Source organism: Pseudomonas sp. P4795 (genome assembly GCF_048822895.1).
GTDB lineage: Bacteria > Pseudomonadota > Gammaproteobacteria > Pseudomonadales > Pseudomonadaceae > Aquipseudomonas.
The window spans coordinates 214,930-231,042 of record NZ_JBMFBT010000003.1; the positions used below are offsets into that span (position 1 = coordinate 214,930).

General features: G+C 59.9%; 17 protein-coding genes. 7 read left to right on the plus strand and 10 right to left on the minus strand.

Annotated elements, in window-relative coordinates:
• Window positions 1-54: 54 nt before the first annotated feature.
• A complete protein-coding gene (algW, locus tag ACOI8A_RS09570) occupies window positions 55-1,215 on the minus strand; it encodes a Do family serine endopeptidase AlgW (protein ID WP_420647645.1) in 1,161 nt (386 codons plus the stop codon).
• Window positions 1,216-1,318: 103 nt separating this feature from the next.
• Here algW and ACOI8A_RS09575 point away from each other — a divergent pair, with 103 nt between their 5' ends.
• From ACOI8A_RS09575 to cysN, 3 genes are all read left to right on the plus strand, one after another.
• Window positions 1,319-2,077: a Nif3-like dinuclear metal center hexameric protein gene (locus tag ACOI8A_RS09575; protein WP_420647646.1), complete on the plus strand. Its 759-nt coding sequence runs from the start codon at window positions 1,319-1,321 to the stop codon at window positions 2,075-2,077.
• A gap of 136 nt (window positions 2,078-2,213) precedes the next feature.
• Complete coding sequence (gene cysD, locus ACOI8A_RS09580) at window positions 2,214-3,131, plus strand: sulfate adenylyltransferase subunit CysD (RefSeq protein WP_007912374.1); 918 nt, start codon at window positions 2,214-2,216, stop codon at window positions 3,129-3,131.
• 9 nt (window positions 3,132-3,140) lie between these two features.
• The gene (cysN, locus tag ACOI8A_RS09585; RefSeq protein WP_420647647.1) at window positions 3,141-5,039 is read left to right on the plus strand and encodes a sulfate adenylyltransferase subunit CysN; all 1,899 of its coding nucleotides are present in this window, start codon (window positions 3,141-3,143) and stop codon (window positions 5,037-5,039) included.
• Window positions 5,040-5,234: 195 nt separating this feature from the next.
• Here cysN and ACOI8A_RS09590 read toward each other — a convergent pair whose 3' ends face one another.
• The 3 genes from ACOI8A_RS09590 to ACOI8A_RS09600 all read right to left on the minus strand — a co-directional run bounded on the left by ACOI8A_RS09590 (window position 5,235) and on the right by ACOI8A_RS09600 (window position 8,643).
• Entirely contained in the window at window positions 5,235-6,140 is a 906-nt protein-coding gene (locus ACOI8A_RS09590) for an acyltransferase (RefSeq protein WP_420647648.1), read from the minus strand.
• Window positions 6,141-8,240, minus strand: a complete 2,100-nt coding sequence (pta, locus tag ACOI8A_RS09595) for a phosphate acetyltransferase (protein ID WP_420647649.1) — start codon at window positions 8,238-8,240, stop codon at window positions 6,141-6,143.
• A gap of 64 nt (window positions 8,241-8,304) precedes the next feature.
• Window positions 8,305-8,643 carry a DUF3565 domain-containing protein gene (locus ACOI8A_RS09600; protein ID WP_420647650.1) on the minus strand — a complete coding sequence of 113 codons (339 nt, stop codon included), beginning with the start codon at window positions 8,641-8,643 and terminating at the stop codon, window positions 8,305-8,307.
• On the opposite strand from ACOI8A_RS09600, the gene ACOI8A_RS09605 reads away from it, so the two are divergent.
• The 3 genes from ACOI8A_RS09605 (at window position 8,612) to ACOI8A_RS09615 (ending at window position 11,010) form a co-directional block, all read left to right on the plus strand.
• Window positions 8,612-9,097, plus strand: coding sequence for an FKBP-type peptidyl-prolyl cis-trans isomerase (locus tag ACOI8A_RS09605; protein WP_420647651.1), 486 nt, complete (start codon window positions 8,612-8,614; stop codon window positions 9,095-9,097). The two genes, ACOI8A_RS09600 and ACOI8A_RS09605, sit on opposite strands and share 32 nt — an antisense overlap.
• A 122-nt stretch (window positions 9,098-9,219) precedes the next feature.
• Window positions 9,220-9,702: a glutathione peroxidase gene (locus ACOI8A_RS09610; RefSeq protein WP_420647652.1), complete on the plus strand. Its 483-nt coding sequence runs from the start codon at window positions 9,220-9,222 to the stop codon at window positions 9,700-9,702.
• Window positions 9,703-9,906: 204 nt separating this feature from the next.
• Entirely contained in the window at window positions 9,907-11,010 is a 1,104-nt protein-coding gene (locus ACOI8A_RS09615; RefSeq protein WP_420647653.1) for an NADH:flavin oxidoreductase, read from the plus strand.
• A gap of 64 nt (window positions 11,011-11,074) precedes the next feature.
• Here the strand turns inward: ACOI8A_RS09615 and ACOI8A_RS09620 are convergent, their stop codons facing one another.
• Both ACOI8A_RS09620 and cysZ read right to left on the minus strand, forming a co-directional pair.
• Complete coding sequence (locus tag ACOI8A_RS09620) at window positions 11,075-12,274, minus strand: glycosyltransferase family 4 protein (RefSeq protein ID WP_420651460.1); 1,200 nt, start codon at window positions 12,272-12,274, stop codon at window positions 11,075-11,077.
• 40 nt (window positions 12,275-12,314) lie between these two features.
• Window positions 12,315-13,067 carry a sulfate transporter CysZ gene (cysZ, locus tag ACOI8A_RS09625; protein ID WP_420647655.1) on the minus strand — a complete coding sequence of 251 codons (753 nt, stop codon included), beginning with the start codon at window positions 13,065-13,067 and terminating at the stop codon, window positions 12,315-12,317.
• A 311-nt stretch (window positions 13,068-13,378) separates the two neighbouring features.
• Between cysZ and trxB the strand changes: the two genes are divergently transcribed.
• Window positions 13,379-14,341: a thioredoxin-disulfide reductase gene (trxB, locus tag ACOI8A_RS09630; RefSeq protein ID WP_420647656.1), complete on the plus strand. Its 963-nt coding sequence runs from the start codon at window positions 13,379-13,381 to the stop codon at window positions 14,339-14,341.
• A gap of 127 nt (window positions 14,342-14,468) precedes the next feature.
• Here the strand turns inward: trxB and ACOI8A_RS09635 are convergent, their stop codons facing one another.
• The 4 genes from ACOI8A_RS09635 to folE form a co-directional block, all read right to left on the minus strand.
• Window positions 14,469-14,807, minus strand: a complete 339-nt coding sequence (locus ACOI8A_RS09635) for a HopJ type III effector protein (RefSeq protein WP_420647657.1) — start codon at window positions 14,805-14,807, stop codon at window positions 14,469-14,471.
• Window positions 14,804-15,097 carry a DUF1244 domain-containing protein gene (locus ACOI8A_RS09640; RefSeq protein ID WP_420647658.1) on the minus strand — a complete coding sequence of 98 codons (294 nt, stop codon included), beginning with the start codon at window positions 15,095-15,097 and terminating at the stop codon, window positions 14,804-14,806. Before ACOI8A_RS09640 ends, ACOI8A_RS09635 begins: the two co-directional genes overlap by 4 nt.
• 68 nt (window positions 15,098-15,165) lie before the next feature.
• Complete coding sequence (gene folX, locus ACOI8A_RS09645; protein ID WP_016771653.1) at window positions 15,166-15,537, minus strand: dihydroneopterin triphosphate 2'-epimerase; 372 nt, start codon at window positions 15,535-15,537, stop codon at window positions 15,166-15,168.
• Window positions 15,538-16,098: a GTP cyclohydrolase I FolE gene (gene folE / locus ACOI8A_RS09650; protein ID WP_420647659.1), complete on the minus strand. Its 561-nt coding sequence runs from the start codon at window positions 16,096-16,098 to the stop codon at window positions 15,538-15,540. It abuts the gene before it with no gap.
• Window positions 16,099-16,113: the final 15 nt, after the last annotated feature.

The following is a 16,113-nucleotide window of genomic DNA, read 5'->3' on the forward strand; positions in this document are numbered from 1 at the left end:
ATAACATGCCTTTTGAGAATGTCTTGTATTCGCGCGCTCGGCGCGAACACAGTCTTACTCGGGTTCTTTTTCCTTCACCGGCGCCGGTGGCGGGCGCAGGCCGATTTCGGCGCTGAGCTTCAGCTCCTTGCCGTTACGCATCACCTGAATCGTCACTTTATCGGTCGGTTTGATCCGCGCCACCTGATTCATCGAGCGCCGACCATCACCGGCCGGCTCGCCATCGATGCTCAGAATCACGTCGCCCAATTGCAGGCCAGCCTTCTGCGCCGGGCCGTCACGGAAGATCCCCGCCACTACAATCCCCGGACGCCCGGACAAGCCGAACGACTCCGCCAGTTCCTGAGTCAGCGGCTGCACCTCAATCCCGAGCCAGCCGCGAATCACCTGGCCATGCTCGATGATCGACTTCATCACTTCCATCGCCAGCTTCACCGGAATCGCAAAACCGATGCCTTGCGAGCCGCCGGACTTGGAGAAGATCGCGGTGTTGATGCCGGTGAGGTTGCCGTTGGCATCCACCAGTGCGCCGCCGGAGTTGCCCGGGTTGATCGCCGCGTCGGTCTGGATGAAGTCTTCGTAGTTGTTCAGGCCCAACTGGTTGCGCCCGGTGGCGCTGATGATGCCCATGGTCACGGTCTGGCCGACCCCGAACGGGTTGCCGATGGCCAGTGCGACGTCGCCGATGCGGATGTTGTCCGAGCGCCCGACAGTGATCGACGGCAGGGTTTTCAAATCGATTTTGAGAACAGCGAGGTCGGTTTCCGGATCGCTGCCGATCACACGGGCGAGGGTTTCGCGGCCATCCTTGAGCGCCACGACGATCTGGTCGGCGCCGCTGGTGACGTGGTTGTTGGTCAGGATGTAGCCTTCCGGGCTCATGATCACGCCGGATCCGAGGCTCGATTCCATGCGCTTCTGCTTCGGCGAATTGTCACCGAAGAACCGGCGGAACTGCGGATCTTCAAACAGCGGATGCGCCGGTTTAGCGATGACCTTGGTGGTGTACAGGTTGACCACCGACGGCGCGGCGATGGTCACCGCGTCCGCATAGGACACCGGCCCCTGCTGCACGCTGGTGGTTTGCGGCGCCTGTTGCAGATTGACGTCAAGGCTCGGCAGCCCCACCCACTGCGGGTATCGCTGAATAATCAACAGAGCGATAAGCACACCGGCCAACAGCGGCCAGCCGAAAAAACGCAGCGCCTTGAACATTAAGCACGTCCTGGAAAGGTTGCAGGCGAAGTCAGACCGCCCATAATGACGCGCATTATACGAGGCCGCGCGTGCCTCTGAACGGGATATTTAGGAGTCTTTCATGGCCGTCGCTTTGAGCACCCTGGTCGAGGAAGCCGACCGTTACCTCGCCAGTGCAAAAATTGCCGATTACTGCCCCAATGGCCTGCAGGTCGAGGGCCGTCCGCAAGTAATGCGCATCGTCAGTGGCGTCACCGCCAGCCAGGCGTTGCTCGATGCTGCCGTCGAGGCGCAAGCCGATCTGGTGCTGGTGCATCACGGTTACTTCTGGAAAGGCGAGAACCCATGCATCACCGGCATGAAGCAGCGCCGCTTGAAGACACTGCTCAAGCACGACATCAGCCTGCTCGCCTATCACCTGCCGCTGGACCTGCATCCGGACGTCGGTAACAACGTGCAGCTCGCGCGTCAGTTGGACATCACCGTCGAAGGGCCGCTGGATCCGGACAATCTCAAAGTGGTCGGTCTGGTTGGCTCATTGAAAGAGCCGATGACCTCAAGGGATTTCGCCCGTCGCGTGCAGGAAGTCATGGGCCGCGAGCCGCTGTTGATTGAAGGCAGCGGGATGATTCGTCGGGTCGGCTGGTGCACCGGTGGTGGTCAGGGTTACATCGATCAGGGCATCGCTGCTGGCGTGGATCTGTTCCTCAGCGGCGAAGCCTCCGAGCAAACCTTCCACAGCGCCCGCGAGAATGACATCAGCTTCATCGCCGCCGGTCATCACGCCACCGAACGCTACGGCGTGCAGGCGCTGGGCGACTATCTGGCCAAGCGTTTCGCCGTCGAGCATATCTTCATCGATTGCCCGAATCCGATCTGAGCAGCCAAACGGGCGGGCATATTGATATACCCTTTCGATCTAGTTCGCGTCCTGATTAGAAGCAGGCCGCTGTGCTAGGATTCCCCGCTCGAACACGGCCCGCTGGCCGTTCATAAGAAAGCTTTCGTGAGTAGCCATGGTCGACAAACTGACGCATCTGAAACAGCTGGAGGCGGAAAGCATCCACATCATCCGCGAGGTGGCAGCCGAGTTCGATAACCCGGTGATGCTGTACTCCATCGGTAAAGACTCCGCCGTGATGCTGCACCTGGCACGCAAGGCGTTCTTCCCGGGCAAACTGCCGTTTCCGGTGATGCACGTCGACACTCGCTGGAAATTCCAGGAGATGTACAAGTTCCGCGACAAGATGGTCGAAGAACTGGGTCTGGACTTGATCACCCACATCAACCCGGACGGCGTCGCGCAGAACATCAATCCGTTCACCCACGGCAGCGCCAAGCACACCGACATCATGAAAACCGAGGGCCTGAAACAGGCGCTCGACAAGCATGGTTTTGACGCAGCGTTCGGCGGTGCCCGTCGCGATGAAGAGAAATCCCGTGCCAAAGAGCGCGTGTACTCGTTCCGCGACAGCAAACACCGCTGGGATCCGAAAAACCAGCGTCCAGAGCTGTGGAACGTCTACAACGGCAAGGTCAACAAGGGCGAATCCATTCGTGTATTCCCGTTGTCGAACTGGACCGAGCTGGACATCTGGCAGTACATCTATCTCGAAGGCATCCCGATTGTGCCGCTGTATTTCGCAGCCGAGCGCGAAGTGATCGAGAAGAACGGCACGCTGATCATGATCGACGACGAGCGCATCCTTGAGCACCTGTCTGATGAAGACAAGGCACGCATCGTCAAAAAGAAAGTGCGTTTCCGTACCCTTGGTTGCTACCCGTTGACGGGCGCAGTGGAGTCCGAGGCCGAAAGCCTGACGGACATCATTCAGGAAATGCTCCTGACGCGAACTTCCGAGCGCCAGGGCCGGGTCATCGACCACGATGGCGCAGGCTCTATGGAAGACAAAAAACGTCAGGGTTATTTCTAAGGGGTTGTCATGTCGCACGTATCTGATTTGATCAGCGAGGACATCCTCGCCTACCTGGGCCAGCACGAACGTAAAGAGCTGCTGCGCTTTTTGACCTGCGGTAACGTCGATGACGGCAAGAGCACCCTGATCGGGCGCCTGCTGCACGACTCGAAGATGATCTACGAAGATCACCTCGAAGCGATTACCCGCGACTCGAAAAAAGTCGGCACCACTGGCGAAGACATCGACCTGGCATTGCTGGTCGATGGCCTGCAGGCCGAGCGTGAGCAGGGCATCACCATCGATGTCGCTTACCGCTATTTCTCCACCGCCAAACGCAAATTCATCATCGCCGACACCCCGGGCCATGAGCAGTACACCCGCAACATGGCCACCGGTGCGTCCACCTGTGACCTGGCGATCATCCTGGTCGACGCGCGTTACGGTGTGCAGACCCAGACCCGTCGCCATAGCTTTATCGCCTCGCTGCTCGGCATCAAACACATCGTGGTCGCCATCAACAAGATGGACCTGAAAGACTTCGACCAAGGTGTGTTCGAGTCGATCAAGGCCGACTACCTGAAATTCGCCGAAGGCTTGAAGCTCAAGCCGACGAGCATGCACTTCGTGCCGATGTCGGCGCTGAAGGGCGACAACGTAGTGAACAAATCCGAGCGCTCGCCGTGGTACACCGGCCAGTCGCTGATGGAAATTCTCGAGACCGTGGAAGTGGCGGGCGATCGCAACTTCACCGATCTGCGTTTCCCGGTGCAGTACGTCAACCGTCCGAACCTGAACTTCCGTGGCTTCGCCGGCACCCTCGCCAGCGGCATCGTCAAGAAGGGGGACGAAGTTGTTGTCCTGCCGTCGGGCAAGAGCAGCCGCGTGAAATCCATCGTCACCTTCGACGGTGAACTGGAACACGCAGGTCCAGGTCAAGCGGTGACGCTGACCATGGAAGACGAGATCGACATCTCCCGTGGCGACCTGTTGGTCCACGCCGACAACGTGCCGCCGGTCACCGACAGCTTTGAAGCGATGCTGGTGTGGATGGCTGAAGAGCCGATGCTGCCGGGCAAGAAATACGACATCAAACGTGCCACCAGTTACGTGCCGGGCTCGATTGCCAGCATCGTCAACAAGGTCGACGTCAACACCCTCGAAGAAGGCCCGGCGAGCGCGTTGCAGCTCAACGAAATCGGCAAGGTCAGGATCGCGCTCGATGCGCCGATCGCCCTCGACGGTTACGAAAGCAACCGCACCACTGGCGCGTTCATCATCATCGATCGTTTGACCAACGGCACCGTCGGCGCCGGCATGATCGTGGCTCAGCCATTGACTCACGGCACCGCGACGCATCACGGCAAACTGGCGCACGTAGCAACTGAGGAGCGCGCTCAGCGCTTTGGCCAGCAGCCGGCGACTGTACTGTTCAGCGGCTTGTCGGGCGCCGGCAAAAGCACGCTGGCCTACGCGGTCGAGCGCAAGTTGTTCGACCTCGGTCGTGCGGTGTTCGTGCTGGATGGCCAGAACTTGCGCCATGACCTGAACAAGGGGCTGCCACAGGATCGCGCCGGTCGTACCGAAAACTGGAGCCGTGCTGCGCACGTGGCGCGTCAGTTCAACGAGGCCGGTCTGTTGACGCTGGCGGCATTCGTTGCACCGAGCGCTGTAGGTCGCGAGCAGGCCAAGGATCTGATCGGCAAGGAGCGTCTGTTGACGGTCTACGTTCAGGCCTCACCAGCCGTTTGCGCCGAGCGTGATCCGCAAGGTCTGTACGCCGCTGGTGGCGACAACATTCCGGGCGAATCCTTCCCGTACGATGTGCCGCTGGACGCCGATCTGGTGATCGACACCCAGTCGCTGTCGCTGGAGGACAGCGTCAAGCAAGTGCTCGATCTGCTGCGCAAGCGTGGCGCGATCTAAGCGTTAGCCGCAAACTGAAAAACCCGCCGATGAGTGATCATCGGCGGGTTTTTTGTTGTCTTGAGATTGCTATCGCTGGCAAGTCGAATCGTCGCACCGCAGCTCCCACAGGTTTCTCGGCAGTACACACTATTTGTGTTCGCTGAAACTTACTGTGGGAGCTGGCTTGCCAGCGATGAGGCCCGGACAGACGCCTCAAGACTTCGCTGGATACTCGCGGTGCATTTGTTCGAGCAACGCATCCTTGTCCTGCCACAGCTGATTGATCCAGCCCTGGAATTGCAGGCGGTATTCGCCGTCCTGATCGTAGTTCTTGCCGATGAACGCAGGCGGAATCTTCAGCTCTTCAAAGTGCACCACCACGTCACGCACATTGCCGCACAGCAAGTCCCAATAACCCGGACGCCCGCCCGGATAATGGATGGTCACATTGACGATCGACTCCAGCTGTTCACCCATGGCATCCAGCACAAACGCAATACCGCCAGCCTTGGGCTTGAGCAAATATTTGAACGGCGACTTCTGCTGCGCATGCTTGCCCTCGGTGAAGCGCGTGCCTTCGACAAAGTTGAAAATGCCCACCGGGTTATTGCGAAATTTCGCGCAAGTCTTGCGCGTGGTTTCGAGGTCTTTGCCTTTCTTCTCCGGGTGCTTTTCCAGGTACGCCTTGGAGTAGCGCTTCATGAACGGAAAGCCCAGCGCCCACCAGGCCAGACCGATTACCGGGACCCAGATCAGCTCTTGCTTGAGAAAAAACTTCAGCGGCTGGATCCGGCGGTTGAGCACGTATTGCAGGACCATGATGTCGACCCAGCTCTGGTGGTTGCTGGTGATCAGGTACGAGTGCTGATAATCCAGACCTTGCAGGCCGCTGAGGTGCCAGCGGGTGCGGCAGACCAGGTTCATCCAGGCTTTGTTGTTGCTGATCCACGCTTCGTGAGTGTGGCCCATCAGCCAGCGCGTGAAGCGCCGGGCCAGGGCGAACGGCAGCACCTTGAACAGCGCCACCAGAAACAGGAACGAGCACAGCAGAATGGTGTTGAGTGCCAACAGCAGTGCGGCGATCACGCCGCGTAACGGGGCAGGGAGAAAGGCCAGCATTTATACATCCATAGGTCGGTTGGCGGCTTGAATCGCGGTCAGGGCGATGGTGTAGACGATGTCATCGACCTGCGCGCCGCGCGGCAGATCGTTCACCGGTTTGCGCAGGCCTTGCAGCATCGGCCCGAGGCTGACGCAGTCGGCGCTGCGCTGCACGGCTTTGTGTGTGGTGTTGCCGGTGTTCAGGTCAGGGAACACGAACACCGTGGCGCGACCGGCCACCTGGCTGTTCGGCGCCAGTTGCCGGGCCACGGTTTCGTTGGCCGCGGCATCGTACTGCAACGGGCCGTCGATCAGCAGCGAGTGCTGTTGTTCGTGAGCGAGCAGGGTCGCCTCGCGGACTTTCTCGACTTCTTCACCACTGGCCGAATCACCGCTGGAATAGCTGATCATCGCCACTCGCGGAGTGATGCCGAACGCGGCGGCCGAGTCGGCGCTTTGCAGGGCAATTTCTGCCAGTTCAATCGCGCTCGGGTGCGGGTTCATCACGCAGTCGCCGTAAACCAGCACTTCTTCGGGAAACAGCATGAAGAACACCGACGACACCAGCGTGCAGCCTGGCGCGGTTTTGATCAGTTGCAAGGCCGGGCGGATGGTGTTGGCGGTGGAGTGAATGACTCCGGACACCAGCCCGTCGACCTCATCAAGTGCGAGCATCATGGTGCCGATCACCACGGTGTCTTCGAGTTGCTGTTCGGCCATCGGCGCGTTGAGGCTTTTGCTCTTGCGCAGCGAGACCATCGGCTCGACGTAGCGCTCGCGGATCAAGTCCGGATCAAGAATCTCCAGGCCTTCCGGCAGCTCAATGCCTTGGGCGCGCGCCACCGCTTGCACGTCTTCCGGTTTCGCCAGCAGCACGCAGCGGGCAATGCCGCGCGCCTGACAGATCGCCGCCGCCTGTACGGTCAACGGCTCGCTGCCCTCCGGCAGAACAATGCGTTTGTTTGCCGCTTGGGCGCGTTGAATCAGTTGATAGCGGAACACCGCCGGCGACAGGCGCATCTCGCGCGGTGTGCCGCAACGCTGGTGCAGCCAGTTGGCGTCGAGGTGGCTGGCGACGAAATCGGTGATGATCTCGGCGCGCTCGCGGTCATCGATCGGGATTTCCTTGTTCAGGCCATTGAGCTGGTTGGCGGTGTCGTAGGAGCCGGTGCTCACCGACAAAACCGGCAAACCGGCCTGCAATGCGCCACGGCACAGATCCATGATGCGCGGATCGGGCAGGGTGTCACTGGTCAGCAGCAGGCCGGCCAACGGCACGCCGTTCATCGCGGCAAGGCTGACGGCAAGGATGATGTCGTCGCGGTCGCCCGGTGTCACCACCAGTACACCGGGCTTGAGTAGCTCGACGGTGTTGCGCATGGTGCGCGCGCAGATGATGATTTTGGTCATGCGCCGGGTTTCGTAGTCGCCCGCATTGAGCACTTGCGCGTTCATTAGATCAGCGACGTCGCGGGTGCGCGGGGCATTCAGTTCCGGCTGAAACGGAATGCAGCCGAGCAAGCGGAAATCACCGCTGCGCAGCAATGGCGAATGCTCTTTCAGGCGTGTGGCGAAGGCCTCCATGCTCTCATCGGTCTTGACCTTGTTGAGAATCACGCCGAGGACCTTCGGATCTTTCGGTCCGCCGAACAGTTGTGCCTGCAACTCGACGCGCCCGGACAGCTCGGTCAGCACCTCGTTTTCCGGCGCCGAGACCAGAATCACCTCGGCATCCAGGCTTTTCGCCAGATGCAGATTGACCCGTGCGGCATAGCTGGCGCTGCGCGTCGGCACCATGCCTTCAACGATCAGCACGTCTTTGCCGATGGCAGCCTGCTGATAAAGGGTGATGATTTCTTCCAGCAACTCGTCGAGCTGACCGTCGCCGAGCATCCGTTCGACGTGGGCCAGCCCCAGCGGCTGCGGCGGCTTCAGGCCGTGGGTGCGTGCCACCAGTTCGGTGGAACGTTCAGGGCCGGTGTCGCCTGGATGCGGCTGGGCAATCGGCTTGAAGAAACCGACTTTCAGCCCGGCCCGCTCAAGCGTGCGTACCAGCCCGAGGCTGATCGAGGTCAGACCCACACCAAAATCGGTGGGCGCGATAAAAAAAGTTTGCATGCGGATTCTCTAAGGGAGCGCAATGGCGATCAGCTTTCTATGACCTATGCCGATCTGCCGAAATTCAGTCGCCAAGGTTAGCGCTAACCGAGCCTTGTGCGCACCAACCGCAAGCAAAGGGTTGGCCTATTTTTTCAATACGCTGCGCCGGGTTGAGCACCCAGGCCCGCGATTGCCACGGTGGCTGGTGGCGCAGGTGTTGTGTGTGGCCGCAAGACAGTTCGACGACCCAGTGGCCATCCTCGTCCTGATGGAAGCCGGTGATCGTCGCAGGCGCCAATCCGCCCCGTTTGTCCGGGTTCTGTTCGCTTTCGGGCAAATCCTTGTTTAGACTTGTCCGTTCTTCATTCTTCTGCAAAAGGTCTCGCCCCATGCTGATCGCCGCCAATAAGGCTGTCTCCATCGACTATACCCTGACCAACGACGCTGGTGAGGTCATCGACAGCTCCGCCGGCGGCGCTCCGCTGGTCTACCTGCATGGCGCAGGCAACATCATTCCAGGTCTGGAAAAAGCCCTGGAAGGCAAAACCGTTGGTGACGAACTGCAAGTTGCCGTCGAGCCGGAAGATGCTTACGGCGAATACGCTGCCGAACTGGTCAGCACTCTGAGCCGCAGCATGTTCGAAGGTGTTGACGAGCTGGAAGTCGGCATGCAGTTCCACGCTTCGGCGCCGGACGGCCAGATGCAGATCGTGACCATCCGCGACCTCGACGGCGACGACGTCACCGTTGACGGCAACCACCCGTTGGCCGGTCAGCGCCTGAACTTCAAAGTGAAGGTCATCGACATCCGTGACGCCAGCCAGGAAGAAGTGGCTCATGGTCACGTGCATGGCGAAGGTGGCCATCAGCACTGATTTCTGCGCTAAGCTCAGAGAACTGGAGAGGCGCCCGAGGGGCGCCTTTTTAGTCCGCGGCTGTCCTTGGTGGCCTCGCCAAGTGGCTGTTTCGAGTAGAAAACGGGAATCTGGAGTTCGTCATGAGTGCTTTTCACGACCTTAAGTTGACAGCCCTGGATGGTCAGGAGCTACCGCTGGCACCCTTCAAGGGCCAAGTCGTGCTGGTGGTCAACGTCGCCTCCAAATGCGGCTTGACCCCACAGTACGCGGCGCTGGAAAACCTTTATCAGCAATACAAAGGCAAAGGCTTCGCCGTGCTGGGCCTGCCGTGCAACCAGTTTGCCGGTCAGGAGCCAGGCTCCGAGAAAGAGATTTCGGAGTTCTGCAGCCTTAACTATGGCGTGAGTTTTCCGTTGTCGAGCAAGCTCGAAGTCAACGGCCACGAGCGTCATCAGCTGTACCGTCTGCTGGCGGGCGAGGGCGCGGAGTTTCCCGGTGACATCACCTGGAACTTCGAAAAGTTTCTGCTCGGCAAGGACGGCCGCGTGTTGGCCCGGTTCTCGCCGCGCACGGCGCCGGATGATCCGACGGTCATCGCGGCTATTGAAAAAGCGCTGAGCTGAAGCTTCAGATCAACATCAAAAGATCGTCCGAACGCGGCCCGAGCCTGCGGCAGCTCCTACAAATATCCATGTAGGAGCTGCCGCAGGCTGCGATCTTTTGCTTTGTGGCTTTTGAATCTAAATCACCCAAATCAATAGTGCTGTTCAACGGTCTCGGGCATCCATATTATCGCCGTCATAAAGCCATCCCTGTGGAGCTTCCCGATGCCCGTTCAAGCCCTGTTCAAACCGTTCCACCTTGGTGCCCTCGAACTGCCGACCCGCGTGGTCATGGCGCCGATGACCCGCTCGTTTTCACCGGGTGGCGTGCCCAATTCCAAAGTCATCGAATACTACCGTCGGCGCGCGGCGGCCGGTGTCGGCCTGATCATCACTGAAGGCACCACCGTCGGCCATCAAGCGTCCAACGGCTATCCGAACGTGCCGCATTTCTACGGTGAAGCCGCGTTGGCTGGCTGGAAGAAAGTCGTCGATGCAGTGCATGCCGAGGGCGGCAAGATCGTTCCGCAGCTGTGGCACGTCGGCAGCGTGCGCCGCATCGGCACCGAGCCGGATGCGAGCGTGCCGGGTTATGGCCCGTCGGAAAAGCTCAAGGACGGCCAGGTCGTTGTGCATGGCATGACCAAACAGGACATCCAGGAAGTGATTGCCGCGTTCGCCCAGGCTGCCAAAGATGCGCAGAGCATTGGCATGGACGGCGTGGAAATCCATGGCGCTCACGGTTATCTGGTCGACCAGTTCTTCTGGGAAGGCAGCAACCAGCGTACCGACGAATATGGCGGCAGCCTGGCCAACCGTTCGCGTTTCGCCATTGAGCTGATTCAAGCCGTGCGTGCGGCAGTTGGTGAAGGTTTCCCGATCATCTTCCGTTTCTCGCAGTGGAAGCAGCAGGACTACACCGCGCGTCTGGTGCAGACCCCGGAAGCACTGGGTGAATTCCTCAAGCCTTTGTCTGACGCAGGCGTGGACATTTTCCACTGCTCGACACGCCGTTTCTGGGAGCCTGAGTTTGAAGGATCCGACCTGAACCTCGCTGGGTGGACGCGCAAACTGACCGGTAAGCCGACTATTACCGTGGGCAGCGTTGGCCTCGACGGCGAGTTCCTGCAATTCATGGTCAACACCGACAAGGTCGCGCAACCGGCCAGTCTGGAAAACCTGCTGACACGTTTGAACAATGACGAGTTCGATCTGGTGGCGGTAGGGCGCGCGCTGCTGGTGGATCCGGACTGGGCGCTGAAAGTCCGCGAAGGCCGCGAGCAGGATATTCTGCCGTTCAGCCGTGAGGCGTTGATGACGCTGGTTTAACCGGCGTCCTCACCGACGTCATCGCTGGCTTGCCAGCGATGACGGCATTCGAGTCAGTCAACATTCAGGGCAATGTTGGAGCATTTGGAACAACCAATTCCCCCTCGTACGCCCCACGCAAATGGCTTTCAAACTGTTCGATGATCGCCGCCCACCCCTGACGACTCGCATGCTGGCGTGCATTCAGCCGCACGCAGCGCAACGTTTCGTGCTTCTCCAGTAACCAGGCTGCGGCATCGCAGAACGCGTCTTCATCTCCGGGCATCGCCAGCACGCCGCTGTAGCCATGACGGATATGCTGCGCCGCCGCGGCCTGATCGTAAGCCACGACGCCTAGCCCGGACGCCAACGCCTCCAGCACTACATTGCCGAAAGTTTCGGTCAGGCTCGGAAACAGAAACACATCCCCCGACGCATAGTGCGCCGCCAGTGCTTCGCCACGCTGCGAGCCGCAGAAAATCGCCTCGGGCAATTCCTTTTCCAGCGCTGCACGTTGCGGCCCGTCGCCGACCACGATCAGTTTCAGATTGCGCTGTGGATAAGTGCTGCGCAGCTTTTCGAAACTGCGTTTGAGCAGGCCAAGATTCTTCTCCGGCGCCAAGCGTCCTACGTGAATCACCGCAATGTCTCGCTCGCTCAGTCCCCACTGCTCACGCAACGCGTCCAGACGTTTGGCCGGATGAAACAACTGGCTGTCGGCACCTCGGGACAACAAGGCCAAGCGCTCGAAATGCCGCCGCTCCAGTTCCAGCCGTTGACTGACGCTTGGCACCAGCGTCAGCGCCGAACGATTGTGGAACCAGCGCAGGTAATGCGTAAGCAAACGCGTCAGCAAACCCAAGCCGTACTGGCTGGTGTACTGCTGAAAATTGGTGTGAAAACCACTGACCACGGCAATCCCCAAACGCCGCGCCGCGCGCAACGCCGACAACCCGAGCGGGCCTTCGGTGGCGATATACAGCACATCCGGGCGCTGGCGTTTCCAGCGTCGCAGCAACTTGTGCATCGACGACTGACCCCATTGCAACCCCGGATAACCCGGCAACGGCCAGCCGCGACAGAGCAGCAACGACTCGTCCTCGCTGCGCAGCGGATCGTCGCCCTGACGCGGGCGCACCAGTTCGACCCGATGCCCGCGCGCGCGCAATCCATCGCACAAGCGGCCAAGGGTATTGGCCACGCCGTTGATTTCCGGAGGGAAGGTTTCGCTGATCAGGGTGATATTTAGAGCTGTCGTCATGACCTCAGTGTCGGCTGAGGCCATGTCGTGCTTGTGACGGTCAGATGATGGATTTGTGACCGGCTCAGCCGTGGGTGACGAGGTTTTCAGCGCCGCGCTCGCGCACCCAGAACAGTGTCGCCCCAGCGACGGCGGCCGGCATCATCAAGATGTTGACCACCGGAATCAGCAGCACCAGATACACAATCCCGCCGAAACTCATGCTCTGCCAGCGCTTCTCGCGCAGCCAGGCGAGCATTTCGTTCCAGCCGAGCTTGTGGTTGTCCGCCGGGTAGTCGATGTACTGGATCGCCATCATCCACACGCCGAACAGCAGCCACAGCGGTGCGGCGACGATGTTCACCACCGGGATGAACGAGAGGATGAACAGGCCGAGCGCCCGTGGCAGGAAATAGCCGAGTTTGCGCATTTCCCGGGACAGGGTACGCGGGACCATGGCGATCAGTTCGCCCCAACTGAAAGCCGGGAAGTCATCGGTGCCGCGCACCACCACTTCGACTTTTTCCGCGAGGAAGCCGTTGAACGGCGCAGCGATCACGTTGGCGAGCATGGTGAAGGTGAAGAACACCATCAAACCCACCAGCACCACGAACAGCGGCCACAGGATGTAGCTGAGAAAACTCAGCCATTCGGGCAGCGACGGCATCAGCGTGTCGACCCAAAGGCTGAACTGGTGGCCGGCGAGATAGATCAATCCGACGAACAGCACCAGGTTGATCGCCAGCGGCAGCAAAACGAACAGGCGCAGGCCGGGACTGAGAACCAGTTTGAGGCCTTCGCGCAGGTATTGCGGGCCGGACAGAACAGGGGCGGGCATAAGGTGCTCCGAGCAAGGGAAAACGCGCCGACCTTACCGACTTTGCCGGGGGGGCGAAAGCGCGGCAGCTGGATCGACATTCACTGTAACAAAGACGTCCATCTCGTCAGTGTGTCGGCATAGAGACCACCTATGAGCTGGATTGTTAAACCGTATTTCCTTAATCTTGCCCCCCTCGATACGCTGCACCCAACTTTTTACAGGACTGTCGAGCTCATGCCTTCCCCAAGGTTATCCACAGTCCTTTTTTATTCCGCCGGCAATCCGGCGTCCGCGCCTGATGTCTTGGCCGGTCAACAGGAGACAGGTTCATGTCTGAAGTCCGTCATTCGCGAGTGATCATCCTCGGTTCCGGCCCTGCCGGTTACAGCGCTGCTGTGTACGCCGCGCGTGCCAACCTCAAGCCGTTGCTGATCACCGGCATGCAGGCTGGCGGTCAATTGACCACCACCACCGAAGTCGACAACTGGCCGGGCGATGTCCACGGTCTGACCGGCCCGGTGCTGATGGAGCGCATGCGTGAACACGCCGAGCGTTTTGAAACCGAGATCGTTTTCGATCACATCAACGCGGTGGACTTCGCTTCCAAGCCTTACAGCCTGACCGGCGACAGCGCCACTTACACCTGCGACGCGCTGATCATCGCCACTGGCGCCAGCGCTCGTTACCTGGGCCTGCCGTCGGAAGAAGCGTTCATTGGCAAAGGCGTTTCGGCCTGCGCCACCTGCGACGGTTTCTTCTACCGCAACAAGCCAGTTGCCGTGGTCGGCGGTGGCAACACTGCCGTTGAAGAGGCGCTGTACCTGGCCAACATCGCCAGCAAAGTCACGCTGATCCACCGTCGCGAAACCTTCCGCGCCGAGAAGATCCTGATCGACAAGCTCAACGCCCGCGTGGCCGAAGGCAAGATCGAGCTGAAACTCAACGCGACCCTCGACGAAGTGTTGGGCGACAACATGGGCGTGACCGGTGCGCGTCTGAAGAACAACGACGGCAGCTTCGACGAAATCACCGTTGACGGCGTGTTCATCGCGATCGGCCACACCCCGAACACTTCGTTGTTCGAAGGTCAGCTGGAGTTGAAGGACGGCTATCTGGTGGTACAGGGCGGGCGTGAAGGCAACGCCACCGCGACCAACGTTGAAGGCATCTTCGCTGCCGGTGACGTGGCCGACCACGTTTACCGTCAGGCCATCACCTCGGCCGGCGCCGGCTGCATGGCGGCACTCGATACCGAGCGCTACCTCGACGGTCTGCAGAACGCTTCGTTCTAAGATCGCAGGCGAAAAAAAACCGGCTTCGGCCGGTTTTTTTATGAGGGTCAAAAGCTCGCAGCCTTCGGCAGCTCCTACAGGAGATCGGTGTAGGAGCTGCCGCAGGCTGCGATCTTTTGATCTTCAATCAGCGGCGCGTCAGCGGCTGGCTGTTGAACTTAACACCCGCCAGACCATGCGCTATCAACGCACGAATATTGCCGTGATCACTGCCCTCAGGCGTTGCAACGACCGAGCGGTAATGCTCGCCGAAAGCCAACAGCGCTTCTGCATCAGTCAAGCCTTCGAGCAGCGCCAGACCCAGCGTCTTGCAAGAACCTTCGTTCTGCCCGGCGGCGTTTTCCACGCCGCCGTTGTTGAACGCCTGAGGCTGGTAGTCGTAGCCGGCAGCAATAAAAGCCAAAGTGTCGGCAAAGGCGTGCTCGCCACTGTTCAGGCTGGCGCGCAAGGTGTTGAGGTCAGTCATTCGGGTTTTCCTTTGGCAAACGCCGCTTGTTGTTCGGCGCTGGCTTCTTGCTGAAATTGGGCTTTCCAGTCGGCGTAGGGCATGCCGTAAACCACTTCGCGGGCGTCGTCGAGGCTGACCTCGATCTGGCGCTCGTCGGCGGCGGCCTTGTACCACTTCGACAGGCAGTTGCGGCAGAACCCGGAGAGGTTCATCAAGTCGATGTTCTGCACATCCTTGCGGCTGTCCAGATGGGCGACCAGTCGGCGGAATGCGGCGGCTTCGAGTTCGAGGCGTTGTTGCTCGGTCATGTTGGGCTCTGTGCAATCAAATCGTGGCGCGGATGATAAAAGTCTGGCGGGCGATGCGCCAGTCACGCTCAGCGGCTGGCGGCCAGGGTAATCGACACCGACTCGGCAAAGCGCAGCGCATGCGGCTTGTCGACTTCAACTTCGGCGTACAACACCGACGCATTGGTCATCACCAGATCCAGCAACTCTTGGGTCAGGCGTTCAAGCAGCGCAAAACGGTTGCCTTCCACATGAGCAATGATCGCCTTGGTGATCGTGCGGTAGTTCAGCGCGTGGTCGATGTCGTTGTCGCGCACGGCTTCTTGGGCTGCATACAGGATGGTCAGGTTGATCAGCACATCCTGTTTGTTGAGGATTTCATCCTCGTTGATTCCGATAAAGGTGCGCAGGCGCAGATCCTTGACCCGAATGCGCGCCATTCCCGGTTGTAGTTGTGGCATTTACTTGCTCCGTCCAATCAATTGCAGGAACTCCTGACGGGTGTTGCTCGACTCGCGAAAGGCGCCGAGCATGACCGAGGTGTTCATGGTCGAATTCTGTTTTTCGACACCGCGCATCATCATGCACATGTGTCTGGCCTCGATGACTACCGCGACGCCAGCGGCATCGGTGACTTGCTGCACCGCGTCGGCGATTTGCCGGGTGAGGTTTTCCTGAATCTGCAGGCGGCGGGCGAACATATCCACCAGCCGCGCGATCTTCGACAGCCCCAACACCTTACCGGTTGGAATATAAGCCACATGGGCCTTGCCGATGAAGGGCAGCAGGTGATGTTCGCACAACGAATACAGTTCGATGTCGGCGACGATGATCATCTCGTCGGAGTCGGAGGCAAACAGCGCACCGTTGACGATCTGTTCCACGCTCTGTTCATAACCGTGACAAAGGTACTGCATGGCCTTGGCCGCACGCTCGGGCGTGTCGAGCAAGCCCTCGCGCTCGGGGTCTTCACCGAGGCCGATGAGGATTTCGCGGTAATTTTCGGGCAGGGAACGGGTCATTGAGCATCCTCGCGG

What these genes read in the sequence shown, in the direction of transcription:
- ACOI8A_RS09635 (WP_420647657.1), bottom strand. Translation starts at nt 14,807, where the DNA reads ATGACTGACCTCAACACCTTGCGCGCCAGCCTGAACAGTGGCGAGCAC.
- ACOI8A_RS09575 (WP_420647646.1), top strand. Translation starts at nt 1,319, where the DNA reads ATGGCCGTCGCTTTGAGCACCCTGGTCGAGGAAGCCGACCGTTACCTC.
- cysZ (WP_420647655.1), bottom strand. Translation starts at nt 13,067, where the DNA reads ATGCCCGCCCCTGTTCTGTCCGGCCCGCAATACCTGCGCGAAGGCCTC.
- algW (WP_420647645.1), bottom strand. Translation starts at nt 1,215, where the DNA reads ATGTTCAAGGCGCTGCGTTTTTTCGGCTGGCCGCTGTTGGCCGGTGTG.
- cysD (WP_007912374.1), top strand. Translation starts at nt 2,214, where the DNA reads ATGGTCGACAAACTGACGCATCTGAAACAGCTGGAGGCGGAAAGCATC.
- folX (WP_016771653.1), bottom strand. Translation starts at nt 15,537, where the DNA reads ATGCCACAACTACAACCGGGAATGGCGCGCATTCGGGTCAAGGATCTG.
- ACOI8A_RS09620 (WP_420651460.1), bottom strand. Translation starts at nt 12,274, where the DNA reads ATGGCCTCAGCCGACACTGAGGTCATGACGACAGCTCTAAATATCACC.
- ACOI8A_RS09615 (WP_420647653.1), top strand. Translation starts at nt 9,907, where the DNA reads ATGCCCGTTCAAGCCCTGTTCAAACCGTTCCACCTTGGTGCCCTCGAA.
- cysN (WP_420647647.1), top strand. Translation starts at nt 3,141, where the DNA reads ATGTCGCACGTATCTGATTTGATCAGCGAGGACATCCTCGCCTACCTG.
- trxB (WP_420647656.1), top strand. Translation starts at nt 13,379, where the DNA reads ATGTCTGAAGTCCGTCATTCGCGAGTGATCATCCTCGGTTCCGGCCCT.
- folE (WP_420647659.1), bottom strand. Translation starts at nt 16,098, where the DNA reads ATGACCCGTTCCCTGCCCGAAAATTACCGCGAAATCCTCATCGGCCTC.
- ACOI8A_RS09640 (WP_420647658.1), bottom strand. Translation starts at nt 15,097, where the DNA reads ATGACCGAGCAACAACGCCTCGAACTCGAAGCCGCCGCATTCCGCCGA.
- ACOI8A_RS09605 (WP_420647651.1), top strand. Translation starts at nt 8,612, where the DNA reads ATGCTGATCGCCGCCAATAAGGCTGTCTCCATCGACTATACCCTGACC.
- ACOI8A_RS09600 (WP_420647650.1), bottom strand. Translation starts at nt 8,643, where the DNA reads ATGGAGACAGCCTTATTGGCGGCGATCAGCATGGGGCGAGACCTTTTG.
- pta (WP_420647649.1), bottom strand. Translation starts at nt 8,240, where the DNA reads ATGCAAACTTTTTTTATCGCGCCCACCGATTTTGGTGTGGGTCTGACC.
- ACOI8A_RS09590 (WP_420647648.1), bottom strand. Translation starts at nt 6,140, where the DNA reads ATGCTGGCCTTTCTCCCTGCCCCGTTACGCGGCGTGATCGCCGCACTG.
- ACOI8A_RS09610 (WP_420647652.1), top strand. Translation starts at nt 9,220, where the DNA reads ATGAGTGCTTTTCACGACCTTAAGTTGACAGCCCTGGATGGTCAGGAG.